General features: G+C 71.3%; 19 protein-coding genes and 1 pseudogene. 13 read left to right on the top strand and 7 right to left on the bottom strand.

What is annotated here, in order from left to right:
- From ACZ6Y1_RS10495 to eccE, 3 genes are all read right to left on the bottom strand, one after another.
- Nucleotides 1-493: SCO5717 family growth-regulating ATPase (locus tag ACZ6Y1_RS10495; protein WP_469625791.1), on the bottom strand; the 493-nt coding region annotated here is incomplete at its 3' end.
- 186 nt (nucleotides 494-679) lie between these two features.
- Entirely contained in the window at nucleotides 680-1,378 is a 699-nt protein-coding gene (locus tag ACZ6Y1_RS10490; protein WP_469625789.1) for a hypothetical protein, read from the bottom strand.
- Nucleotides 1,375-2,646, bottom strand: a complete 1,272-nt coding sequence (gene eccE, locus ACZ6Y1_RS10485; RefSeq protein ID WP_469625786.1) for a type VII secretion protein EccE — start codon at nucleotides 2,644-2,646, stop codon at nucleotides 1,375-1,377. The genes ACZ6Y1_RS10490 and eccE overlap by 4 nt, the downstream gene beginning before the upstream one ends.
- 304 nt (nucleotides 2,647-2,950) lie before the next feature.
- On the opposite strand from eccE, the gene eccB reads away from it, so the two are divergent.
- The 4 genes from eccB to ACZ6Y1_RS10465 all read left to right on the top strand — a co-directional run bounded on the left by eccB (nucleotide 2,951) and on the right by ACZ6Y1_RS10465 (nucleotide 6,799).
- Entirely contained in the window at nucleotides 2,951-4,546 is a 1,596-nt protein-coding gene (gene eccB, locus ACZ6Y1_RS10480; protein WP_469625784.1) for a type VII secretion protein EccB, read from the top strand.
- An 83-nt stretch (nucleotides 4,547-4,629) separates the two neighbouring features.
- Nucleotides 4,630-5,889, top strand: coding sequence for a type VII secretion-associated serine protease mycosin (gene mycP / locus ACZ6Y1_RS10475; RefSeq protein ID WP_469626576.1), 1,260 nt, complete (start codon nucleotides 4,630-4,632; stop codon nucleotides 5,887-5,889).
- A 215-nt stretch (nucleotides 5,890-6,104) separates the two neighbouring features.
- Nucleotides 6,105-6,443 (top strand): WXG100 family type VII secretion target, encoded by a 339-nt coding sequence (locus ACZ6Y1_RS10470; RefSeq protein WP_469625782.1) that lies wholly within the window; start codon nucleotides 6,105-6,107, stop codon nucleotides 6,441-6,443.
- A 47-nt stretch (nucleotides 6,444-6,490) separates the two neighbouring features.
- Nucleotides 6,491-6,799 carry a WXG100 family type VII secretion target gene (locus tag ACZ6Y1_RS10465; protein WP_469625780.1) on the top strand — a complete coding sequence of 103 codons (309 nt, stop codon included), beginning with the start codon at nucleotides 6,491-6,493 and terminating at the stop codon, nucleotides 6,797-6,799.
- 66 nt (nucleotides 6,800-6,865) lie between these two features.
- On the opposite strand, the gene ACZ6Y1_RS10460 is transcribed toward ACZ6Y1_RS10465, so the two are convergent.
- Together ACZ6Y1_RS10460 and eccCa are read right to left on the bottom strand one after the other, a co-directional pair.
- Nucleotides 6,866-7,111 carry a DUF397 domain-containing protein gene (locus ACZ6Y1_RS10460; RefSeq protein WP_384586890.1) on the bottom strand — a complete coding sequence of 82 codons (246 nt, stop codon included), beginning with the start codon at nucleotides 7,109-7,111 and terminating at the stop codon, nucleotides 6,866-6,868.
- An 89-nt stretch (nucleotides 7,112-7,200) separates the two neighbouring features.
- Nucleotides 7,201-11,151 carry a type VII secretion protein EccCa gene (eccCa, locus tag ACZ6Y1_RS10455; protein WP_469625778.1) on the bottom strand — a complete coding sequence of 1,317 codons (3,951 nt, stop codon included), beginning with the start codon at nucleotides 11,149-11,151 and terminating at the stop codon, nucleotides 7,201-7,203.
- 205 nt (nucleotides 11,152-11,356) lie between these two features.
- On the opposite strand from eccCa, the gene eccD reads away from it, so the two are divergent.
- The 6 genes from eccD to ACZ6Y1_RS10425 all read left to right on the top strand — a co-directional run bounded on the left by eccD (nucleotide 11,357) and on the right by ACZ6Y1_RS10425 (nucleotide 18,492).
- A complete protein-coding gene (gene eccD / locus ACZ6Y1_RS10450; RefSeq protein ID WP_469625776.1) occupies nucleotides 11,357-12,871 on the top strand; it encodes a type VII secretion integral membrane protein EccD in 1,515 nt (504 codons plus the stop codon).
- A gap of 183 nt (nucleotides 12,872-13,054) precedes the next feature.
- Nucleotides 13,055-13,342 (top strand): 30S ribosomal protein S15, encoded by a 288-nt coding sequence (gene rpsO, locus ACZ6Y1_RS10445; protein WP_007266917.1) that lies wholly within the window; start codon nucleotides 13,055-13,057, stop codon nucleotides 13,340-13,342.
- A gap of 305 nt (nucleotides 13,343-13,647) precedes the next feature.
- Nucleotides 13,648-15,870: a polyribonucleotide nucleotidyltransferase gene (locus tag ACZ6Y1_RS10440; protein WP_469626572.1), complete on the top strand. Its 2,223-nt coding sequence runs from the start codon at nucleotides 13,648-13,650 to the stop codon at nucleotides 15,868-15,870.
- Nucleotides 15,867-17,246: a M16 family metallopeptidase gene (locus ACZ6Y1_RS10435; RefSeq protein WP_469625774.1), complete on the top strand. Its 1,380-nt coding sequence runs from the start codon at nucleotides 15,867-15,869 to the stop codon at nucleotides 17,244-17,246. The genes ACZ6Y1_RS10440 and ACZ6Y1_RS10435 overlap by 4 nt, the downstream gene beginning before the upstream one ends.
- 26 nt (nucleotides 17,247-17,272) lie before the next feature.
- A complete protein-coding gene (gene dapB / locus ACZ6Y1_RS10430) occupies nucleotides 17,273-18,025 on the top strand; it encodes a 4-hydroxy-tetrahydrodipicolinate reductase (protein ID WP_469625772.1) in 753 nt (250 codons plus the stop codon).
- A gap of 14 nt (nucleotides 18,026-18,039) precedes the next feature.
- A complete protein-coding gene (locus ACZ6Y1_RS10425; RefSeq protein ID WP_469625769.1) occupies nucleotides 18,040-18,492 on the top strand; it encodes a hypothetical protein in 453 nt (150 codons plus the stop codon).
- A gap of 53 nt (nucleotides 18,493-18,545) precedes the next feature.
- Here the strand turns inward: ACZ6Y1_RS10425 and ACZ6Y1_RS10420 are convergent, their stop codons facing one another.
- Nucleotides 18,546-19,106: a PH domain-containing protein gene (locus tag ACZ6Y1_RS10420; RefSeq protein ID WP_469625767.1), complete on the bottom strand. Its 561-nt coding sequence runs from the start codon at nucleotides 19,104-19,106 to the stop codon at nucleotides 18,546-18,548.
- Between the two features lie 48 nt (nucleotides 19,107-19,154).
- The gene (locus ACZ6Y1_RS10415) at nucleotides 19,155-19,421 is read right to left on the bottom strand and encodes a hypothetical protein (RefSeq protein ID WP_469625764.1); all 267 of its coding nucleotides are present in this window, start codon (nucleotides 19,419-19,421) and stop codon (nucleotides 19,155-19,157) included.
- A 198-nt stretch (nucleotides 19,422-19,619) separates the two neighbouring features.
- On the opposite strand from ACZ6Y1_RS10415, the pseudogene ACZ6Y1_RS10410 reads away from it, so the two are divergent.
- The 3 genes and pseudogenes from ACZ6Y1_RS10410 to ACZ6Y1_RS10400 all read left to right on the top strand — a co-directional run.
- A pseudogene (locus ACZ6Y1_RS10410) lies at nucleotides 19,620-19,751 on the top strand (FAD-dependent thymidylate synthase); the annotation flags it as partial.
- Between the two features lie 200 nt (nucleotides 19,752-19,951).
- Entirely contained in the window at nucleotides 19,952-20,851 is a 900-nt protein-coding gene (gene dapA, locus ACZ6Y1_RS10405) for a 4-hydroxy-tetrahydrodipicolinate synthase (RefSeq protein WP_469625762.1), read from the top strand.
- Between the two features lie 115 nt (nucleotides 20,852-20,966).
- Complete coding sequence (locus ACZ6Y1_RS10400; protein ID WP_469625760.1) at nucleotides 20,967-22,652, top strand: ribonuclease J; 1,686 nt, start codon at nucleotides 20,967-20,969, stop codon at nucleotides 22,650-22,652.
- The last annotated feature ends 478 nt before the right edge of the window (nucleotides 22,653-23,130 follow it).

Here is a 23,130-nt window from a genome sequence, read left to right as displayed (position 1 = left end):
GGGGGGTCCCCGGGTAGGCGGGGGCGGAGGCGGGCGCACCGCCCGTCGGGTTCGACGGGAAGGCGGGGGCCGGGCCGGGCGTGCCCGTGGGGTTCGGCGGGAAGGCCGGGGCCGCGGCGGGTGCGCCGCTCGGCGGGAACGCCGGGCCCGGATACGGCGGGCGGGAATCCGCCGGAGCGGCGGGCGCCTCCGGAGCCGGAGGCATGCCGACGGCCGGACCCGACGGCCCGGCCGTCCCGTCCGGGGACGGCCGCTGGGCCGGCGGGCCCACCCGCATCGTCCGGGGGGAGTCGAGCTCCGACGGACGGTGGGGCTCGAAGCCGCTGCCCTCGGGCAGCCCCGGCACCGCGGCCGGACTCGCGCCCTGCGTGTACCAGGCGGGCGGGGTGTAGTCGATGGTGAACTCGCCCGTCATCTCGGGCTCCGCGTCGGACTGATCGTCCGTCGGGACGTCCCACGTCCCGCCGCGCCTCTCGTTCCGATCGCCGCTCACTGGTCCTCCTGGTCTGTCGAACACTGGTCCGGCGCCCACCTCGACGCGCGCCCGCGCCCAGCCTAATCGCGGCCCGCCGCCCGTGTCCGCCCCCGTCGGCCCCGCCCCGCGCGCCGGTGCGCGGGGCGACGGGCCACCCCCGGCGGCCGGAAGGCCGGCCGGGCCCCATCGACGGTCGGGCGACCGTCAGTCGATGCGCCGGGCCGCGCCCAGCAGCCCCGTCTCCGCTTCCGTCCCCTGGGTCATGACGAACTGCCGGTCCCGCGGCGTGCACCACAGCGTCACCCCGTCGCCCAGCGTCGGCAGCGAATCCACCGCCCGCCGCGAAAGGTTCATCAGCCGCCCGACCTGCTCCGCCTCGTCCGGCGACACCCGCTGCACACCCACCAGCGCGGACTGCTGCAGCAGCCGCGGCGCCGTCGGGCTCAGGTACGGCAGCAGGGTCAGCACCGACTGCCACGGGCCCGCCACCACCCTCCCGCGCGGTGGCCGCATCCCGCAGTCGCGGATCACCAGCACCGGGCTGCCCGCGGACGCGCCCTGCGGCGGGACCCGGCCCACGTCGTGCAACGTCACGCACTGCTGACCGCCGCCCGCCGCCTGGGACAGCCCGGACCACACGTGCGCCCGCCCGGTCTCCACCGCGACCCGCGCACCCGTGGCCGCCGCGCGCAGCGCCAGCACCTGCGCCGTCCACAGGCCGCCGATCAGCGTCACCTCGTACGGCGTCGGCCGGTTGATGCCGAGCACCGCCGGCCTGCCCTCTGCGTCCACGCCGATGACGACCCCGTCGTCCCCGACGGGCAGCGCCAGCGCCTCCAGATCCGCCGCCGACACCACGTGCCGCTCCCGGCGCGGGCCGACCAGCCCGAACCCGCCTCTCATCGGGCACCTCCCAGCGGCAGCGAAGCCAGCAGCCCCGGCACCTGTTCCCGGTCGAGACGGACGAGCCCGGCCTTCACGCCACGCGCCGTCCGCTCCAACTCACGCCGGGCCGCAACCAGTTCCTCGTCACTGCGACCCGTCACCCGTACGTGTCCGGACAGCGTGACGCCCTGTCGCCCGGCGGAGGACATCGTGAGGCTGAAGTTGGTCGCCAGCGCGGGCAGCGAGGTCAACAGCGCCACGAACTGCGGCAGCGCCGCCCCCGAGCCGCCCAGCAGCGGCCAGCGCGCGATCCAGTACGTCGTGTGCCGCCGGTCGTCGCAGCGCCAGGTCCGCGGGGTCTCCTCGGTGCGCCGCCCCGTGCTGCCGGACCGGCCCGCCTGGGTGATCGCCATCGGGTTCGCGCACGAGGAGGTGGCCAGCGCCGCCGTCAGCTCCTGCTCGGTGAGCACGGTGGCCCTGAACCCGGCCCCGGTCAGCCGGCTCGCCAGCTGGTCCGCCGCCCGCACCAGGCACCGCTGCGCGCCCGCCTTCCCGCCGCCGCGCGCCGCGACCGCCTCGGGGCACAGCTCCGGATCGAGCTTGAGGGCGATCCACGTCAGCCGCACCGCGGGCGTGCCCGTGCGGGCCTGCAGCGGGGCGTAGTTGCGCGTGGCCATCGACTGGGCCGGCAGGTGCGGGGCCGGAGCCGGCTGGGTGTGCTGCACCAGCTGCGCGGACTCCAGCCGGATGCCGTCCACTTCGAGGATGTCCCGTACGAGCCCGAGCGGCAGCGGCCGCTCCGACCGGTCGGGCCGCAGCGCGGTGGCGTCCGTGTCCACCTGCACGACCGCGGTCAGGAAGGTGCCGTCGCCGACCATCCCGACGGGCCGCCGCTCGCGGTCGCTGAAGGTGAGCGTCCGCAGCGCCGGATCGGCCTCGACGAGCGGCGCGAGTCCGGGCTCGGTCCCGGCCGGGACCGCCAGGGAAGCGGAACGCCTCTTGCGCGCGCGCAGCGCCAGGGCGCCGCCGATCCACTCGGGCAGGGAGCGCTGGTGGCGGCGTACGACCGCGAGCACCACCAGGGCCGGCGCGAGCACACCGGCCGGCACCAGCAGCACCGGATCCACCACCCACGCCACCAGCAGGGCGGCAGCGGCGACCTGGAGCAGTACGAGCTGTTGCAGTCGGAACGGGCCGAAGCGGCCGGGGCTCGACTCCGGATGCGGCGCCACTCCGCCGCGTGCGGGTGCGGCCGGGCCAGTCCGTGGCCGCGTCGCGGTGCCCATCACTCGCGCAGCTCCCCTCTCCGGGGCCGGGCCCCATCAATTCCGGCACTGCGCGGCATCCGCCGCACCACCGCCGGAACCTCCCCAATCCACCCCAACGAGCCCTGATGCCCCGATGATCCTGAACGCGCGGTCCGGAAGGCGCTGAGCGGCAGCCTCACCCTACCCGGCCCCTGCATACGGTCCGTCAAGAGGCATAGTAGGTGCCCGGTCCGACTATCGAGGCCCGGGGACGGGGGCACCTCCCGGCGGTAGCCGGGGGGATTACCCGCCGACCGGGCAGTGCGGGGAGAAGCAGGCGGTCATGGCATCACGACGTGATGAGCTCAACGCGTACACCTTTGCGAAGCGGCGCACGGTGGCCGCGTTCCTCCAGCCCTCCGCCACGGGGACCGAGGAGGGCGCGCCGCGCCCGCTGCGCGCCGTCCTGCCGGGGCTGATCACGGGCGCGCTGGTGATCGCGGGGTTCGGCGCGTGGGGCATGTTCAAGCCGACCGCGCCCAAGGGCTGGGACGATCCCGGGGTCCAGGTCATCGTCGGCAAGGAGTCGACGACGAGGTACGTGGTCCTGACCACGAAGGTGGACGGCAAGGAGCAGAAGAGGCTGCACCCGGTGCTGAACCTCGCCTCGGCCCGCCTCCTGCTCGAACCGGCCAAGTCCGGCAAGGTCGTCACCGTCGCCGACAGCGTCCTCGACGGCGGGAAGGTCCCGCGCGGACCCATCATCGGCATCCCCTACGCCCCCGACCGGCTCCCCTCCAAGGACGACGCGGGCAAGGCCAAGCGGTGGGCCGTCTGCCAGCAGCCCGGCGGCAACAACAAGGGCGTGCAGACGGCGACCTTCGTCCTCGCCGACCGCGAGGCCGTCCGCATGGACGACCAGCGCAAGCTCACCGACAGCCAGGTGCTGTACGTGCAGAGCACCGGGGCGGGCAAGGAGCGCTACCTCGTCGACGGTGCGGGCACGAAGTACAAGTTCCCGGAGGGCACCGCGGCCGCCGGGACGATGACCAACGCCCTGGTCGGTACCGGTGCCACCCCGCAGCAGGTCACCGAGCAGTGGCTGGCCACCCTCAACTCCGGCGACGACCTGGCCTTCCCGCAGCTGCCCGCGAAGGCCGGGACCGGCGCCGAGGTCAAGGGCCTGGGCGCCGCCGACAACAAGGTCGGCATGGTGCTCACGGCGCAGACCGGCGCCGGCACCCAGAACTACGTGGTGCTGCCCGGGAAGGTCGCCCCGGTCTCCGAGTTCGTCGCCTGGCTGCTGATCTCGGCCCCCGCCACCGACGGCCTCAACATGCACGGCAAGGCCCGCGAGGTCGACCTGCAGACGCTGAACCCGGACGCGACCCGGTTCGCCGGTGACACCAGGTGGCCGCAGAAGAAGTCCGAGCGGATCAACGAGACGGCTCCGGCCGCGGGCGGACAGGCGGCGGGCTCCGGCTCCGGAGGCAGCCGCCGCGACACCGTCTGCAACGTCCTGCACTCCGTCGACGCCCAGGGCGGCCAGACCCTGAGCACGTGGGCGGGCACCGGGTTCCCCATCGACATCACGGCCAGCGGCACCAGCTCCTACGTCACCCCGGGCTCCGGACTGCTCTACACCCAGGTCCAGGGCAAGCAGACCACCGCCGGCGGTGCCCTCTTCCTCGTCACCGACACCGGCCTGCGGTACGCGGTGCAGGCCAACGGCGACAGCGACGCCGAGAAGTCGAGGATCGGCGCGGCCGACCCGCAGGCCAAGGGCTCCACGGACGCCCGCCCCGAGGCCAGCCAGGCACAGATCCGGCTGGGCTACGGCAGCGTGACCCCCTCCCTGGTGCCCATCGCCTGGTCGGAGTTCCTCTCCAAGGGTCCGCGTCTGGACACCAACTCCGCCCGTCAGCCCCAGGGTTCGTGAGGAAGCCCCCGATGACCCCGATGCTCCCCGCGCCCTCGACGCCCCCCGTGCCCTCGACGCCCCCCGCGTCCCCCGTGCCCGCGATGCCGTCGGAGCCCCGGCCCCGCGGCCGCGGCCGCGGCCGTCGTGCGCCGTTCCTCACCGCCGCCCTCGCCCTCCTCGCGGCCTGCGCCGCGCCGCCCGCCGCGGCCGCGCCCGGGCCTCCGTACGCCTTCGGTCTCGACGGCGCCGGCGAGTGCACCTTCCCCATGAAGAAGCAGATCGCCGACCGCCCGTGGGCCCTGCAGCGCCTGCTCCTCGACGAGCTCTGGGCGCAGACCAAGGGCAAGGACAAGAAGGGCAACAGTGTCCGGGTCGCCGTCATCGACACCGGAGTGGACCGGCAGAACCCGCAGCTGGCCGGCGCCGTCGACGCCGGCGCCGGCAAGGACTTCCTCGACCCGAAGGGCGACGGCACCACCGACACCGTCGGCCACGGCACCAAGGTCGCCGGCCTGATCGCGGCCCGCAAGCAGGAGGGCACGGGCTTCGTCGGCCTGGCCCCGGAGTCCACGATCATCCCGATCCGGCAGAACGACGGACAGGGCAAGGGCGACGCGCTGTCCCTGAGCCAGGCCATCGACCACGCCGTGGCCAAGGGCGCCCAGGTCATCAACATCTCGCAGGACACCGACGTCCCGATGGGCCCCGACTCCGAACTCGGCAAGGCGGTCCAGCGCGCCATCGACGCCAAGATCGTGGTCGTGGCCTCCGCGGGCAACGACGGCATGAGCGGCGAGAAGCGCAAGACCTACCCGGCCGCCTTCCCGGGCGTGCTCGCCGTCGGCGCCTCCGACCGCAACAACGAGCGGTCCGCCTTCTCCCAGCCCGGCGACTTCATCGGGGTGGCCGCCCCCGGCGTCGACATGGTCTCCACCGTCCCCGGCTTCGGCCAGTGCATCGACAACGGCACCAGTTTCTCCGCCCCCTACGTCGCCGGGGTCGCCGCCCTGCTGCGCGCCGAGCACGAGGACTGGAGCGTGCAGCAGATCGTCTGGCAGATCCAGAACACCGCCGAACGATCCGTCAAGGGACGGGACGACTACGTCGGTTGGGGTGTGGTCGACCCCGTGCGCGCCCTCACCCAGGACCGCGAGCCGCCCAAGCCCCCGGTCCCCGACCCCGGGCCGCCGCCCGCAGCCGCCCCGGAGGCGGCGGAGCTCACACTGGCCGAGACGGCGCAGGAGCGCCAGGAGCGTCTGGGCACGTACGCTCTCGGCATCGGCGCCGTCCTCATCGCCGTCATCGCGGGGACCGCGACCGTCGCACGGGACACACGGAACCGCCGACGCCGTTTGCAGTGAACGGTCACGGTTCATCAACAGAAGCGGACCGCTGGTGTTGGGCCGTGCCACCGAACTGGCTAGAGTGACAACAGGCTTCACGACTGTGATCGGGGGATTCTCGTGAAGCGGAGGGGGATCTCCGGTGCGTGGTGGCCTGAAACCGCGCCGGAAGTGTCCGCTCCGCCACGTAATCCGCCGTTCCTGCCGGCGAATTGAGAAGTGAGGAGCTTCGGATGAGCAACAATTTCGGACTTGCAGACGATCCCATCGTCCAGGCCAAGAACAAGATCTCCGAAACGGCCGAGGCCGTCACCACCCAGGCCCGTGAGCTGGCCGACATCCTCGCCACCGTGAGCGCGGGCTGGACCGGTGTCGGCGCCCAGGGGTTCATCAACGCCCAGACCGTGGTGAACGAGGACCACGACCAGATCCGTCGGCTGCTCGGCGTGCTGCACAACGCGGTCGCCCAGACCAAGAACCTGAGCAACGCCCAGGATGACGACGTGCGGGCGGCCTTCAGCGCCGTCCAGTCCAACGCGGGCGGCAACAGCTCGGGCCTCAACTCGATCTGACGCACGTCGTATCCCGGTAAGCCCCGCTCAGCGCTAAGGAGAAGAACATGGCTGCCACTGACGGCCACACCAAGGTCACATACGAGTCCGTCCAGCAGATGGCCAACCGCATCCGCACGGTCTCGAAGAAGATCGTCGACGACCTGGCCGCGATGGACCAGGCCCTCAAGGTCGTCACGGACACCTGGGACGGTGAGGCCCACGCCGCGTACGTCCAGCTCCAGGCCAAGTACAAGGGCCAGGCGGACCACATGAAGAACCAGCTCGAGCAGGTCGCCCAGCTCATCGAGCGCGGCAAGGACGACTACCGCGCCACCGACGTCAAGGCCTCGCGCCTGTTCACCGAGGCCTTCTGAGCCAGGGTGCGAGAAAGGGGCGCGCCCCGGGCGGGGCGCGCCCCTTCCGCATGTCCGGAGCCACACTCAGGGGTGGTGCCGGTCCAGATCGAACTCACCGTCCCGGGCGCCCAGCACGAAGGCCTCCCACTCGGCCGCCGTGTACCGCAGCACCGTCTCCCGGTCCAGCGAGGACCGCATGGCCACAGCGCCCTCGGGCAGCCGGGCGATCTCGACCCGCTCCTCGTCCGGGCTCGTCCCGGGCGGGCCCTCCCACTCCACGCCGCTGATGTCGAGCGCGTACAGCTCGTCCTTCTCCTGCTGGGTGCCCATGTGCGGCCTTTCCCCTCGGTGGCGCGGTCTTCACGCCGATTATCGGCGCTGCGCCGCCCGAGGGGACGGGTTTCCCCACATCACCGCGGTCACATGCCCGGCATCCGCCCGAGCTGCACCAGCGACGTACCCCGCCTGCGCGAGGCGTAGAAGGCCCGGCCCGGCGGCATCGGACGCGGCCGGACGTTGCCGACCAGGTCGCCCTCGGACGGGTCGCCGGACAGCAGGACGCCCTGCGCGCCGAGCTCCTTGATCCGCTGCATGAACGGGTCGTACAGGGAGCGCGAGGCACCCGCCGAGTTGCGCGCGATCACGAAGCGCACGCCCGTGTCCCGGGCGAAGGGCAGGAACTCCACCAGCGGCGCCAGCGGATTGCCCTGGCTCGTGGCCACCAGGTCGAAGTCGTCGATGATGATGAAGACGTCCGGGCCCGTCCACCAGCTGCGGTCGCGCAGCTGCTGCGGAGTGACGTCGGTCGGCGGCTGCCGGCGCGAGAACACCCCGCCCAGCGCCTCCATGTGCATCTGCAGGGAGCTCGCCATCGGCGCGTACTCCAGCAGGTGCTGCTCCGGCAACGCCCCCAGCAGGCTCCGCCGGTAGTCGCCCACGACCAGACGGGCCTGGTCGGGCGTGTAGCGCGCGGCGATCTGCTGGGCGATGAGCCGCAGCAGGTTCGTCTTGCCCGACTCGCTCTCACCGAAGACCAGCAGGAAGGGGTCGGACTCGAAGTCGACGAACACCGGCTCCAGATCGGTCTCGTCGATGCCGATCGCGATCCCGCGGCCCGGGTGCTCCCCGCCCTTGGGCAGCTGGTCGGCGTGGAGCAGCCGCGGCAGCAGCCGTACGCCCGGAGCCGGGGCACCGGCCCAGTTCCGCTTGACCGCGTCCACGAAGGCCGCGGTGGCCTCCGACAGGTCACCCGCCTCGTGGGAGCCGTCGATCCGCGGCAGCGCACCCAGGAAGTGCAGCTTCTCCGCCACCTGACCGCGCCCCGGCATCCCCGGCGGGACGTTCGCCGCGACCTTGCGGTCGAACTCGGAGTCCATGACGTCGCCGAGCCGCAGCTCCAGCCGGTTCAGCATCTGGTCCTTGAGCGCGGCCCGCACCTCCATGTACCGGGCCGCGGTGATCACCACGTGGATGCCGTAGCCCAGACCGCGGGCCGCGATGTCGTTGACGACCTGCTCCAGGCCCTCGTACTCACCGCGGAAGTTCCCCCACCCGTCGATGACGAGGAACACGTCGCCCCAGGCCTCGCCCGGCAGGTCGCCCGCCGCGCGCCGGCGCCGGTAGGTGGCGATCGAGTCGATGCCGTTCGAGCGGAAGAACTCCTCGCGGCGGTTGAGGATGCCCGCCACCTCCGAGACCGTGCGCCGCACCCGCTCCGGATCCAGACGCGAGGCGATCCCGCCCACGTGCGGCAGCTCGGCGACCGCCGACAGGCTGCCGCCACCGAAGTCCAGCCCGTAGAACTGCACCTCGCGCGGGGTGTGGGTGAGCGCGAACGAGGAGATCAGCGTCCGCATCAGCGTCGACTTGCCCGACTGCGGACCGCCCACCACCATCATGTGGCCCGCCGCACCCGAGAAGTCCCGGTACAGCACCTCGCGCCGCTGCTCGAACGGCTTGTCGATGAGGCCGAGCGGTACGACGAGCCCGCCGGGCCGCGTGTAGCCCTCCGCGTGCAGCCCGCGCTCCGCGCTCGGCGCCAGCGCCGGCAGCAGCTGGTCCAGCGGCGGCGCCTGGTCGAGCGGCGGCAGCCACACCTGGTGCGCCGGCACTCCCTGACCCTCCAGCCGGCCCACGATCACGTCCAGCACCGTGTCCGCGAGGGCGTCGTCCTCCCGCGAGGACTGCGCCGCCAGGTACGCCGGGTCCGGAGCCGCGTACACCACCGGCACCGGAGCCGCCGTGAACAGCACGGGCCGCCGCTCCACCGGGAACAGCCCCACCGACAGGTCCGGCCCGCCCGAACGGTAGGTGCCCGAGACGTACGCCGCCTTGAAGCGGGTCATCTCGTCCGTCCCGAACTTCAGGTAGCCCGAACCGGGCACCGAAGGCAGGTGGTAGGCGTCCGGCACACCGATCGCGGTCCGCGACTCCGCCGCCGAGAAGGTCCGCAGACCGATCCGGTACGACAGGTACGTGTCCAGGCCGCGCAGCTTGCCCTCCTCCAGCCGCTGCGAGGCCAGCAGCAGGTGCACGCCCAGCGACCGGCCGATGCGGCCGATCTGGATGAACATGTCGATGAAGTCGGGCTTCGCCGTCAGCAGCTCGGAGAACTCGTCGATGACCAGCACCAGCGAGGCCAGCGGCTCCAGCGGGGCGCCCGCCGCACGGGCCTTCTCGTAGTCGTGGATGTTCGCGTAGTTGCCCGCCGCGCGCAGCAGCTCCTGCCGGCGCTGGAGCTCACCGCGGATCGAGTCGCCCATGCGGTCCACGAGCGTGAGGTCGTCCGCCAGGTTGGTGATGACCGCGGCCACGTGCGGCATCTGCCCCATGCCCGTGAAGGTCGCACCGCCCTTGAAGTCCGCCAGTACGAAGTTCAGCGTCTCCGAGGTGTGCGTCACCGCCAGACCCAGCACCAGCGTGCGCAGCAGCTCCGACTTGCCGGAACCGGTCGCGCCCACGCACAGGCCGTGCGGGCCCATGCCCTCCTGCGCGGCCTCCTTCAGGTCCAGCATCACCGGCGCGCCGTCCTCGCCGACACCGATCGGCACCCGCAGCCGCTCACCGGCCGACCGCGGCCGCCAGGTCCGCGCCACGTCGATGGAGGCCGCGTCGCCCAGGTTCAGCAGGTCGGTGAAGTCCAGGTTGGCCAGCAGCGGCTCGTCCTCGTCACCGCCACCGGTGCGCATCGGCGCCAGCTGCCGGGCCAGGGCCTCCGCCGCGGGCAGCGACAGCGTGTCCGGTACGCCCTCGTACGCGACCCCGCCGCCCGACTCCAGCCGCAGCCGGCCCGGCCGCACCACGACCGACAGCCCGCCCCGCAGCTCGTCCAGCTCGCCCGCGACCACCTCGACGATGGTCACGCCCTGCAGGCCCTCGGCCGCGGCGAACACCGAGTCCGGCGGGACCATCCCGCCGTCCAGCACCACCACCAGGTGCGGCTGGTCCAGCACCGGGGACACGTCGCGGCTGAACCGCGGCCGCCCCTCCAGCCGGGACCCCAGCAGCCCCTCCAGCTCCGCGAGGTCGTCACCGAACAGCCGCTTCGTACCGGCGCCGTCGACCTGGCCCGGCACCTGCGTGTGCGGCAGCCACTTCGTCCAGTCCCACGCGGCCACCGCACCCGGCGCCGCCACCACGGCGACCACCAGGTCCTCGGGGGAGTGCAGTGTCGTCAGCTGCGCCACCAGAGACCGCGCCGTACCGCGCGCCGACTCCGGCTCACCGGAGACGGTCACGTGGTAGAAGGCCCGGATCGAGACCGCCACCGGCAGCCCGTCCAGCGAGGAGTGCACCTTCAGGAAGCGCTGCATCGCGCCCGCCGTCAACGGCTCCAGCTCGTCCACCGGGGCCGTGTCCGGCGCCACCAGCGGCGTCGCCAGCCGCTGCGCGCCGAGACCGAGCCGCGCCTGCCCGAAGTCCGCGTCGCCGACGCGCCGTTCCCACAGCCGCGAACCCTCCGCCACCACCGACCACAACTGCTCCGGAGCCGGGTGCAGGTACAGCTGCGCGTCGCGCTGCGTCCGAGCGGTACGGCGTACCTGACGGCGCGTCTGCGCAAGGTACTTGAGGTAATCCCGGCGCACATCGGCCATTTGCCCCTGCGTACCGCGCCGGTAGCGCACCAGCTGGGCGACGATCATGCCCACGGTGGACACCAGCATCAGGGTGCCCATGATCCGCATGATGGGATTCGGCGTCATGAAGAAGAACACCACCGACGAGCCCATGCCGAGCATCGGCAGGACCTGCATCAGCATGCCCTCCTGCTGACCGCGCGGGAGCTCCGGAGGCGCCTCCAGCCTCAGTTCGTCCGAAGGGACTTCGGGCGGCAGGGACCGCGGCGGGCGTTTGACGACGATCTGGCTCACCGGAGCATCCCCTCGAAAACGGACGGGACACCGCAACCGGCGCCCCCAAGTCCCGGGCGCGGAGGGGTTCCCGTCCGCGCGACCGTGATCCTACTTGCCGACAGTCCGCCATATGCCCGGTAGGGTGACGCGCCAAGGCCCTGTCCGGGCATGCGCATCCGCGAACCGTCCGCCGACGCGGACACCGACTACGGGGGTCACACAGGTGAGTACGGCCGCAACGACCGGCTTCTGCAGGGTCACCGTCGTGGCACCGGACAGCCGCATCGACGTCGCCCTCCCCGAGGACATCGCCGTCGCCGACGTCTACCCCGAGCTGCTGCGCCTCACCGGCCAGACCCAGCCCGTCGGCGCCCCCACCGGCTTCCACCTCGTGCGCCGCTCCGGCACCGTCCTGGACGGCGCGCGCACCCTCGCCGCCCAGCAGGTCCTCGACGGCGAGGTGCTCAGCCTGCGCCCCTTCGCCGAGTCCCTGCCGCCGGCCGTCTTCGACGACGTCTCCGACGCCGTCGCCTCCGCCGTCGTCCGCGACCGGCACCGCTGGAGCGACGACATGCTGCGCGGCGCGGGCCTGGCCGGCGCCTCCGTGCTCCTCGTGATGCTGGGCTTCGTCCTCTGGTACGCCGACCCGATCCGCCACGACATGCACGGACTGCCCGGCGTCATCGCCGGAGCCGTCGGCATCCTGCTCACCGCCCTGGCCGGCGTCCGCGCCCGCGTCTACCGCGACCGCGGCTCCGCCGTCGCGCTCGGCCTCAGCTCCCTCCCGCTCCTGCTGATCGCCGGCTCCGGGATCATCGCCCCCGCCGCGGGCGAGGGCCCCGGCCGGCTCCAGTTCCTCCTCGGCTGCGTCAGCGTCCTCGTCGCCTCGGTCGCCCTCGTCGCGCTCACCCCCAGCGGGGACGCCCCCTTCGTCGCGGCCACCTTCGTCGCCGCCACCGGCACCCTCGCCACCTTCGTCGCCATCGCCACCGAGGCCTCCGCCACGTACACCGCGGCCGCGTGCGCCCCCGTCGCCATCGGACTGGTCGCGTTCCTGCCCGCCCTCTCCGCCCGCGTCGCCCGGCTGCCCATCGGCTACGCGGCCCCGCAGAGCGCCACGGACGAGTACGTCGACCACGCGGGCCACCCGGACCGCTACGACCCCGAGCCGTACGGCGACCAGTCCGCCGCCGACGGCTCCGACCAGGGCGCCCCGCTCGACGCGGAGGCCATCGCCGCCCAGGCCCGCCGCGGCCACGAGATGCTCCTCGGCCTCGTCGCCGGCTGCTCCGCGGTCGCCGTCGGCTCCGCCGCCGTCCTCGGCTTCTCCGACAACACCTGGGGCCGGCTCCTCGCCCTGGCCACCGGCCTCGCCATGCTGCTGCGCGCCCGGCTCTTCCGCTACACCTCGCAGGTGGTGTGCGCCCTGGCCGCCGGACTGATCGCTGTCGCCCTGCTGATCCTCGGCCTGGCCCTGCACCCGCCGGCCGAGCTCGTCCAAGCCCTCGCCAGGCAGGACCACGGCGGCATGGCCGTCCGTACGATCTGGCTGACCGCCGCCGTCGCGGGCGGCGCGGCCCTCCTCACGGGAATTGCGCTTGTCATCCCCCGCAAGGGCCTGTCACCCTTCTGGGGAAGGCTGCTCGACCTCACCGAGGCGGCGGTCCTGCTCAGCCTGGTCCCCCTGGCCCTGGCCGTGCTGGACGTCTACTCCCGGGCCCGCTCTCTCACCAGCTGAGACGTCGCGACCCGGCAGCCTGGTACGCTGTGTGACGGCCGTTTGTGTACGCGTCCCCCGGACCCTTCGACGAAGGATCTGTGGACTGCGCTCAGCGAGCCCCGCCTCCCGAGTTACGGAAGATCCCCAGAGAATTCGACCTGGGGCACTCGGTGGCAACGAAGACCTAAACGAGGAGTACGCGTGCCGCTCGACGCCGCTACGAAGAAGCAGATCATCGCAGAGTTTGGTGCCAAGGAGGGCGACACCGGCTCCCCCGAGGTCCAGGTCGCGATGCTGTCCCGCCGCATCTCGGACCTGACCGAGCACCTCAAGACCCACAAGCACGACCACCACTCCCGTCGTGGTCTGCTGATCCTGGTCGGCCAGCGTCGCCGCCTGCTGCAGTACCTGGCCAAGAAGGACATCCAGCGCTTCCGTACGCTGGTCGAGCGCCTCGGCATCCGCCGCGGTGCGGCCGGCGCCAAGTAAAGCGTCGTGGAGGGAGCGGTTCCCACTTCCGGGGGCCGCTCCCTTTGCTGTACGTGCGGACCGGACCGGACCCTTTGTAGTCTGGAACGGACGCCCGTGCGCGGCTGAGGAAGACGCGCACAACTGAAGAGGAGGAGCGCCCTCCCTACGCCGCCGGTCCTCGGTAGTGGCACCCGGAACGCCCGCACGGGCGACGGACCCGGGTGCTTCGATCGAAGACCGGCCTGAGGCCAGGAGCGCTTCTCCGCAACCGTCCACCGCCACACGGGCGGCGGACGGAGACGACGAAAATGGAGAAAACGCTAGTGGAGAACGAGACCCACTACGCCGAGGCCGTCATCGACAACGGCTCCTTCGGCACCCGCACCATCCGCTTCGAGACGGGCCGTCTGGCCCGCCAGGCCGCCGGCTCCGCCGTTGCCTACCTGGACGACGACACGATGGTGCTGTCCGCCACCACCGCGTCGAAGAAGCCCAAGGACCAGCTCGACTTCTTCCCCCTGACGGTGGACGTCGAGGAGCGGCAGTACGCCGCGGGCAAGATCCCCGGCTCCTTCTTCCGCCGCGAGGGCCGCCCCTCCGAGGACGCGATCCTCACCTGTCGCCTGATCGACCGCCCGCTGCGCCCGTCCTTCAAGAAGGGCCTGCGCAACGAGATCCAGGTCGTCGCCACGGTCATGGCGCTCAACCCCGACCACCTGTACGACGTCATCGCGATCAACGCCGCGTCCGCGTCCACGCAGCTGGCCGGCCTGCCCTTCTCCGGCCCGATCGGCGGCGTCCGCGTCGCGCTGATCCGCGGCCAGTGGGTGGCCTTCCCGACGCACACCGAGCTCGAGGACGCCGTCTTCGACATGGTCGTCGCGGGCCGCGTCCTGGAGGACGGCGACGTCGCGATCATGATGGTCGAGGCCGAGGCCACCGAGCAGACCATCGCCCTCGTCAAGGGCGGCGCCGAGGCGCCGACCGAAGAGGTCGTCGCCGCCGGTCTCGAGGCCGCGAAGCCGTTCATCAAGGTCCTCTGCAAGGCCCAGTCGGACCTCGCCGCCAAGGCCGCCAAGCCCGAGGGCGAGTTCCCGGTCTTCCTGGACTACCAGGACGACGTGTACGAGGCCCTCGCGGCCGCTGTCAAGGGCGAGCTCTCCCAGGCGCTGACCATCGCGGGCAAGCAGGACCGCGAGGCCGAGCTGGACCGCGTCAAGGAGATCGCCGCGGAGAAGCTCCTCCCGGCCTTCGAGGGCCGCGAGAAGGAGATCTCCGCCGCGTACCGCAGCCTGACCAAGGCCCTGGTCCGCGAGCGCGTCATCAAGGACAAGGTCCGCATCGACGGCCGCGGGATCACGGACATCCGTACCCTCGCCGCCGAGGTCGAGGCCATCCCGCGCGTGCACGGCTCGGCGCTGTTCGAGCGTGGCGAGACCCAGATCCTGGGCGTCACCACCCTCAACATGCTCCGCATGGAGCAGCAGCTGGACACCCTCTCCCCGGTGACCCGCAAGCGCTACATGCACAACTACAACTTCCCGCCGTACTCCGTCGGCGAGACCGGCCGCGTCGGCTCCCCGAAGCGCCGCGAGATCGGCCACGGCGCGCTCGCCGAGCGCGCGATCGTGCCGGTCCTGCCGACCCGCGAGGAGTTCCCCTACGCGATCCGCCAGGTGTCCGAGGCCCTCGGCTCCAACGGTTCGACGTCCATGGGCTCGGTCTGCGCCTCGACCATGTCGCTGCTCAACGCCGGTGTGCCGCTCAAGGCCCCCGTCGCCGGTATCGCCATGGGCCTGATCTCCCAGGAGATCGACGGCAAGACCCACTACGTCGCCCTCACCGACATCCTCGGTGCGGAGGACGCCTTCGGCGACATGGACTTCAAGGTCGCCGGCACCAAGGAGTTCGTCACCGCGCTCCAGCTCGACACCAAGCTGGACGGCATCCCGGCCTCCGTCCTGGCCGCGGCCCTCAAGCAGGCCCGCGACGCCCGCCTCCACATCCTCGACGTGATGATGGAAGCGATCGACACGCCGGACGAGATGTCCCCGAACGCCCCGCGGATCATCACCGTCAAGATCCCGGTGGACAAGATCGGTGAGGTCATCGGCCCCAAGGGCAAGATGATCAACCAGATCCAGGAGGACACCGGCGCCGAGATCACGATCGAGGACGACGGCACCATCTACATCGGTGCCGCCGACGGCCCGGCCGCCGAGGCCGCCCGCGCCACGATCAACGGCATCGCCAACCCGACCATGCCGGAGGTCGGCGAGCGCTACCTGGGTACGGTCGTCAAGACCACCACCTTCGGTGCGTTCGTGTCCCTGCTCCCGGGCAAGGACGGCCTGCTGCACATCTCGCAGATCCGCAAGCTCGCCGGTGGCAAGCGCGTGGAGAACGTCGAGGACGTGCTCGCGGTCGGCACCAAGGTCCAGGTGGAGATCGCCGAGATCGACCAGCGCGGCAAGCTCTCCCTGATCCCCGTGATCGACGGCGAGGCCGCCGGCGACGACGCTGACAAGGACGACTCCGACAAGTGACGTCGCGTAGTTCCCGTGTGACGGCCCGCCCCTCTTCGGAGGGGCGGGCCGTCGCCCGTACCCAAACCCTCCTCAAGGGCAGCAACGGCATCGGCACCGTCCGGCGCACCGTCCTCCCCGGCGGCCTGCGCGTCGTCACCGAGACGCTGCCCTCGGTCCGCTCCGCGACCTTCGGCATCTGGGCCCACGTGGGCTCCCGTGACGAGACCCCGTCGCTGGCCGGCAGCACGCACTACCTGGAGCACCTCCTCTTCAAGGGCACGAAACGGCGCAGCGCCCTCGACATCTCCTCCGCCATCGACGCGGTCGGCGGCGAGATGAACGCTTTCACGGCGAAGGAGTACACCTGCTACTACGCACGGGTGCTCGACACCGACCTGCCGCTCGCCATAGACGTCGTCTGCGACATGCTCACCGGCTCCCTGATCCGCGAGGAGGACGTCGACGCCGAGCGCGGGGTCATCCTCGAAGAGATCGCGATGACCGAGGACGACCCGGGCGACTGCGTCCACGACCTGTTCGCGCACACCATGTACGGGGACACCCCGCTGGGCCGCCCCGTACTCGGCACCGTCGACACCATCAACGCCCTCGGCGCCGACCGGATCCGCCGCTTCTACAAGAAGCACTACGACCCCCGCCACCTGGTGGTCGCCGCGGCCGGCAACGTCGACCACGGCAAGGTCGTACGCCAGGTCCGCGCCGCCTTCGAGAAGGCCGGCGCGCTGGGGCACACCGACGCCGAGCCCATCGGCCCGCGCAGCGGCGCCAAGCGCATCCGCACCGCCGGCCGCGTTGACCTGGTGAACCGCAAGACCGAGCAGGCCCACGTGGTCCTCGGCATGCCCGGCCTGGCCCGCACCGACGAGCGCCGCTGGGCGCTCGGCGTGCTGAACACGGCACTCGGCGGCGGCATGTCCTCCCGCCTCTTCCAGGAGGTGCGGGAGAAGCGCGGCCTCGCCTACAGCGTGTACTCGTACACCTCGGGCTTCGCCGACACCGGCCTCTTCGGCGTGTACGCGGGCTGCCGCCCAAACCAGGTCCACGACGTCCTGCGGATCTGCCGCGACGAGCTCGACAAGGTGGCCTCCGACGGACTCGCCGACGATGAGATCAAGCGGGCCATCGGCCAGCTCTCCGGCTCGACCGTCCTCGGCCTGGAGGACACCGGCGCGATCATGAACCGCATCGGCAAGAGCGAGCTGTGCTGGGGCGACCAGATGTCCGTCGACGACATGCTGGCCCGCATCGCCGCCGTGACCCCGGACGACGTCCGCTCGGTCGCACAGGATGTACTGGCCCAGCGGCCCTCGCTCGCGGTGATCGGTCCCCTGAAGGAAAAGCAGGCGGCCCGCCTCGACGAAGCGGTCGCCTAGTTCCGTACGGATGTAAGGGAAGCAATATGAGCAAGCTGCGCGTGGCGGTCCTCGGCGCTCAGGGCCGCATCGGCTCCGAGGCGGTCAAGGCGGTCGAGGCCGCCGAGGACATGGAGCTGGTGGCCGCCCTCGGCCGCGGCGACAAGCTGGAGACGCTGGCCGAGGCCGGTGCCCAGGTCGCCGTCGAGCTGACCACTCCCGCCTCGGTCATGGGGAACCTGGACTTCCTCATCCGCCACGGCATCCACGCGGTGGTCGGCACCACCGGCTGGAACGAGGACCGCCTCGCACAGCTCGACACCTGGCTCGCCGGCTCCCCGGCGACCGGTGTGCTCATCGCCCCGAACTTCTCCATCGGTGCCGTCCTCACCATGAAGTTCGCGGCCCAGGCCGCCCGCTACTTCGAGTCCGTCGAAGTGGTCGAGCTGCACCACCCCCACAAGGTCGACGCCCCCTCCGGCACCGCGACCCGTACGGCGCAGCTCATCGCGGCCGCCCGCGCCGAGGCCGGCCTCGGCGCACAGCCCGACGCCACCGCCACCTCCCTCGACGGCGCACGCGGCGCGGACGTCGACGGGGTGCCGGTGCACGCCATCCGCCTGCGCGGCCTGCTGGCTCACCAGGAGGTGCTGCTCGGCGGCGAGGGCGAGACCCTGACCATCCGTCACGACTCCCTGCACCACAGCAGCTTCATGCCGGGCATCCTGCTCGGCGCGCGCCGCGTGACGCAGACCCCGGGCCTCACCTTCGGCCTGGAAAACTTCCTCGACCTGGGCTGACCGGACTGATTTCGATGCGCGCGAAGATCACGTACTTCCTCACGGCCGCTGTCCTGGTCGTCTACTTCGTCCTGGCCGGCAGCCGTGGCGTGATGCTGATCCAGCACGGGACCTGGCTCACCGTCACGCTCGGGGCGGCCGTCCTGATCCTGCCCGTCATCGGCGTCTGGTTCCTCTGGAAGAACACGCAGTTCGTCACCAAGGCCCACCAACTCGCCACCGAGCTGGAGGCCGAGGGCGGCCTGCCCGTCGACGAGCTGGAACGCGACCAGTACGGCCGGATCCTGCGGGATTCCGCCGACGAGGTCTTCGCGCGCCGCAAGGCCGAGACCGAGGACGCGCCGGGAGACTGGCGCAACTGGTTCCGCCTCGCCGTCGCCTACCGCGACGCCCGCGACACCCCGCGCGCCCGCACGGCGATGCAGCGCGCCATCGCCCTGCACGACAAGAAGCCCGTACAGGCCTGACCTGTACGGGCTTCCCGTCCGGGCCGACGACGCGTACACCGTCGGCCACGACGTCACACGGCCACGGGGCGGTACTCCTCGGACCAGGCCCCGACCATGTCGGCGGCCCGGTCGAAGGCCTCGGGCCGCGACAGGAAATCGGCGCTGTGGTCGGTCAGCAGCGCCGGCAGCTCCGCACCGTCGCGCACCGTCGCCGTCAGGGCCTGCCCCTGCACGGTCCTCGGGAGCCCGAGCCAGCGCACCGGCTGCTGCACCGTGCGCAGCTCGACGATCTCGCTCCACGCGATCGTGCGGCTCCCGAAGAAGGCGACGCGGCGCAGTCCCGCACGACTCACCCAGACGCCCACCTGCAGCATCCGCAGCGCCGACCCGACCACCGACAGGGCGGCGACCAGGCAGACGCCCGCCCCGGCCCACGCGCCGGCGAAGGCCACGATCATCGTGGCCAGCAGCATGAAGGCGGACAGCAGGAGCAGCACGGCGGAGAGGGCCACCCGCCAGGGGCCCGGCCGGTAGGGCCGGCGCCAGCGGTCGTGGTCCACATGGGCCAGTACCGCGTCACCGTCGTCGTCCGCGTCGGACACGCCGTCGGCCGTCAGGAAGGGCAGGGGCACGGCTGGACCTCACTCACATGCACGTTCGGTTGGGCTGTGCCCGTGAGGCTACCGCCCTTCGGAGGCCTCCGACTGCTGCGACTTCGCGGGCGCCTTGCTCGGCTGCAGCGCCGGCATACCGAAGAGCAGCGAGCCGACGAGCCCCGCCACCACGGTCAGACCGACCAGACTACGGGCGGCCAACTGGCTCTTGCTCAGACTCTCGCGCGGCGGCGGAGTGACGTTGCTGCGGAAACGGTCGGCCTCGGCGACGAAGGCGAACGGGACGGGTTCGCGCGAGGGGGCACCTCCCGGCGGTCGCGGGGGGAGGAACATCAGGGGCATCTCCTCGGCAGTGGTGGCGGGCGCTCTGCTCCTTCTCCTGGATAGACGTACGAACCGGGCAATCCGTGCCGGATTTCGGGAGATTCAACGGATTTCATGTCACCGTGTCAGCTGTCCGGGCGGTCACCGCCGCGGACTCCGACGTGCTGTGGGCCGCCCGGGTCGTGGAGGACTCCTGCCTCCAGGCATAACGAGCCGGCCGGGGTGCCGTCCCCGCAGCGGGAGATCGGGATGGTCGGCGAGAGGACGGAGCGGCGCCGGGCGGAACTCATGCCGCGCTCGTACGCGGCCTTCAACGACAACGGACGGGTTGCCCCGTAAGGTCTGGTGCGACCACCACGTACAGATGTGCTGCGGCAAGTCCGAAGTGTCCGTATTGCGACGTTTCGGAAAGTTCATCTAGGCTGATCAAACGGACCCGGCACTGCCTGAACCCCCGAGCAGGCAGTGCCGGGCTCCAACACCCTGTTGACGTCCCCCGAGGGGACACCGCGAGCGTGGCAGCGAGTAGCGTGTTACCCATGGCTCCGATCTCGACTCCGCAGACCCCCTTCGGGCGGGTCCTCACCGCCATGATCACGCCGTTTACGGCGAATGGCGACCTCGACCTCGACGGCGCGCAGCAGCTCGCCGTCCACTTGGTGGACGCAGGCAACGACGGCCTGATCATCAACGGCACCACCGGTGAGTCGCCGACCACCACCGACGCGGAGAAAAACGACCTCGTACGAGCCGTGCTCGAAGCCGTCGGAGACCGCGCGCACGTGGTCGCCGGCATCGGCACCAACGACACCCGCCACACCCTCGAACTGGCCCGCCAGGCCGAGCGCACGGGCGCCCACGGCCTGCTCGCCGTCACCCCGTACTACAGCAAGCCGCCGCAGGAGGGCCTCTTCCGGCACTTCACGGCGATCGCCGACGCCACCGAGCTGCCGGTCATGCTCTACGACATCCCCGGCCGCAGCGGTGTCCCGATCGAGACGGAAACCATCGTCCGGCTGGCGGAGCACCCCCGTATCGTGGCCAACAAGGACGCCAAGGGCGACCTCGGCCGTGCCGGCTGGGCCATCGCGCGAAGCGGCCTGGCCTGGTACTCGGGCGACGACATGCTGAACCTGCCCCTCCTGTCGGTGGGCGCGGCCGGCTTCGTCTCCGTGGTCGGCCACGTGGTCTCCCCGGACCTGCGCGCCATGCTGGAGGCGTACCTGGGCGGGGACGTCCAGAAGGCCGCCGAGATCCACCAGAAGCTGCTCCCGGTCTTCACGGGTATGTTCCGCACGCAGGGCGTGATGACCACGAAGGCCGCCCTGAACCTGCAGGGCCTGCCCGCCGGCCCGCTGCGGCTGCCGCTGATCGGACTGTCCGACGAAGAGACGGCCCAGCTCAAGATCGATCTTGCCGCGGGCGGGGTAGAGCTCTGACAACAGACTTCACAACTGAATAAGCAAGACCAAAACACACAACAGCAAGTGCACGAATGACATGCGCGCCACGTGCCTTAAGGGGTACGTGGCGTGCGTGGTGAAGGAGAAACTTTTGAGCCATCCGCACCCTGAACTGGGCCCGCCGCCGAAGCTCCCCAAGGGCGGCCTGCGGGTCACCCCGCTGGGCGGTCTCGGTGAGATCGGCCGCAACATGACCGTCTTCGAGTTCGACGGTCGCCTGCTGATCGTCGACTGCGGCGTCCTCTTCCCCGAGGAGGAGCAGCCGGGCATCGACCTGATCCTCCCGGACTTCACGTCGATCCGGGACCGCCTCGACGACATCGAGGGCATCGTCCTCACGCACGGTCACGAGGACCACATCGGCGCCGTCCCCTACCTCCTCCGGGAGAAGCCGGACATCCCGCTGATCGGCTCGAAGCTGACGCTGGCCCTCATCGAGGCGAAGCTCCAGGAGCACCGCATCCGCCCCTACACCCTCGAGGTGAAGGAAGGCGAGCGCGAGGCCCTCGGCCCCTTCGACTGCGAGTTCATCGCGGTCAACCACTCCATCCCGGACGCCCTGGCCGTCGCGATCCGCACGCCCGCGGGCATGGTCGTCGCCACCGGCGACTTCAAGATGGACCAGCTCCCGCTGGACAAGCGCCTCACCGACCTGCACGCTTTCGCGCGTCTGAGCGAGGAGGGCATCGACCTCCTCCTCTCCGACTCGACGAACGCCGAGGTCCCGGGCTTCGTGCCGCCCGAGCGCGAGATCTCGGGCGTCCTGCGGAACGTCTTCGCGAACGCCCACAGCCGGATCATCGTGGCCAGCTTCGCCAGCCACGTGCACCGCATCCAGCAGATCCTCGACGCGGCTCACGAGTACGGCCGCAGGGTCGCCTTCGTCGGCCGTTCGATGGTCCGCAACATGGGCATCGCCCGCGACCTGGGCTACCTGCGGGTCCCCGCCGGTCTCGTCGTGGACGTGAAGACCCTCGACGACCTGCCGGCCCACGAGGTCGTCCTGGTCTGCACGGGTTCGCAGGGCGAGCCGATGGCGGCCCTGTCCCGCATGGCGAACCGAGACCACCAGATCCGCATCGTCCCGGGCGACACGGTCATCCTCGCGTCGTCCCTGATCCCGGGCAACGAGAACGCGGTCTACCGGGTGATCAACGGCCTGACCCGCTGGGGCGCCAACGTCGTCCACAAGGGCAACGCCAAGGTCCACGTCTCGGGCCACGCCTCCGCCGGCGAGCTGCTGTACTTCTACAACATCTGCAAGCCGCGGAACCTGATGCCGGTCCACGGCGAGTGGCGCCACCTGCGCGCCAACGCCGAGCTCGGTGCCATGACGGGCGTCCCGAAGGACCGCATCGTCATCGCCGAGGACGGCGTGGTCGTCGACCTGATCGACGGCAAGGCCCGGATCTCCGGCAAGGTCCAGGCGGGCTACGTGTACGTGGACGGCCTCTCGGTCGGCGACGTCACGGAGGTGCACCTCAAGGACCGCAAGATTCTCGGCGAAGAGGGCATCATCTCGGTCTACGTCGTGGTGGACAGCACCACGGGCAAGGTCGTCAGCGGCCCGAGCATCCAGGCCCGCGGCTCCGGCATCGAGGACTCCGCCTTCGCCCCCGTGGTCACCAAGATCGAGGAGGCCATCGCCCGCGCGGCCTCCGACGGCGTGGCCGAGCCGCACCAGATCCAGCAGCTCATCCGCCGGACGATGGGCAAGTGGGTCTCGGACAGCTACCGCCGCCGCCCGATGATCCTCCCCGTCGTCGTCGAGGTCTGAGCCTCGCCGTAGCGACGTCACTGGAGCGGGGCAACCGGATTTGCATCCGGCGGCCCCGCTCCAGTACGTTTACGTCTCCACCCCGCGAGACAACCGGGCACACACGTGTGTCCGGTCGCGTCGTGCGGGCGGGTGGGAATCACGACCAGGGAAACCTGATAACGTCTGATCCACCCGAAAGGGAAAGGCCCCCCGAAGGCCATCGGAATTCCAATCCAGCCGGAAACGGCACGGAAAAGAGTCTGATAGAGTCGGAAACGCCGGAAGGGAAAACGCGAAAGCGAAGACCCGGAAAGCGAGCGAGAAAGACTCTGATAGAGTCTGAAACGCAAGAACGAAAGCCCGGAGGAAAGCCCCAGCCAGTGTTGCTGAGGGTGAGTACGAAGGAAGCGTCCGTTCCTTGAGAACTCAACAGCGTGCCAAAAATCAACGCCAGAAGTTGATACCCCGTCCACTCCGGTGGATGAGGTTCCTTTGA

It is taken from the genome of Streptomyces sp. NPDC053432, from assembly GCF_055585365.1.
This window is presented reverse-complemented; position numbering and strand designations above follow the sequence as displayed.

Bases quoted from the DNA above. Each gene is read 5' to 3' on its own strand.
- eccB (WP_469625784.1), top strand. From the start codon at position 2,951: ATGGCATCACGACGTGATGAGCTCAACGCGTACACCTTTGCGAAGCGG.
- ACZ6Y1_RS10415 (WP_469625764.1), bottom strand. From the start codon at position 19,421: ATGTTCCTCCCCCCGCGACCGCCGGGAGGTGCCCCCTCGCGCGAACCC.
- mycP (WP_469626576.1), top strand. From the start codon at position 4,630: ATGCCGTCGGAGCCCCGGCCCCGCGGCCGCGGCCGCGGCCGTCGTGCG.
- ACZ6Y1_RS10490 (WP_469625789.1), bottom strand. From the start codon at position 1,378: ATGAGAGGCGGGTTCGGGCTGGTCGGCCCGCGCCGGGAGCGGCACGTG.
- ACZ6Y1_RS10425 (WP_469625769.1), top strand. From the start codon at position 18,040: ATGCGCGCGAAGATCACGTACTTCCTCACGGCCGCTGTCCTGGTCGTC.
- eccE (WP_469625786.1), bottom strand. From the start codon at position 2,646: ATGGGCACCGCGACGCGGCCACGGACTGGCCCGGCCGCACCCGCACGC.
- ACZ6Y1_RS10470 (WP_469625782.1), top strand. From the start codon at position 6,105: ATGAGCAACAATTTCGGACTTGCAGACGATCCCATCGTCCAGGCCAAG.
- ACZ6Y1_RS10460 (WP_384586890.1), bottom strand. From the start codon at position 7,111: ATGGGCACCCAGCAGGAGAAGGACGAGCTGTACGCGCTCGACATCAGC.
- ACZ6Y1_RS10465 (WP_469625780.1), top strand. From the start codon at position 6,491: ATGGCTGCCACTGACGGCCACACCAAGGTCACATACGAGTCCGTCCAG.
- dapB (WP_469625772.1), top strand. From the start codon at position 17,273: ATGAGCAAGCTGCGCGTGGCGGTCCTCGGCGCTCAGGGCCGCATCGGC.
- dapA (WP_469625762.1), top strand. From the start codon at position 19,952: ATGGCTCCGATCTCGACTCCGCAGACCCCCTTCGGGCGGGTCCTCACC.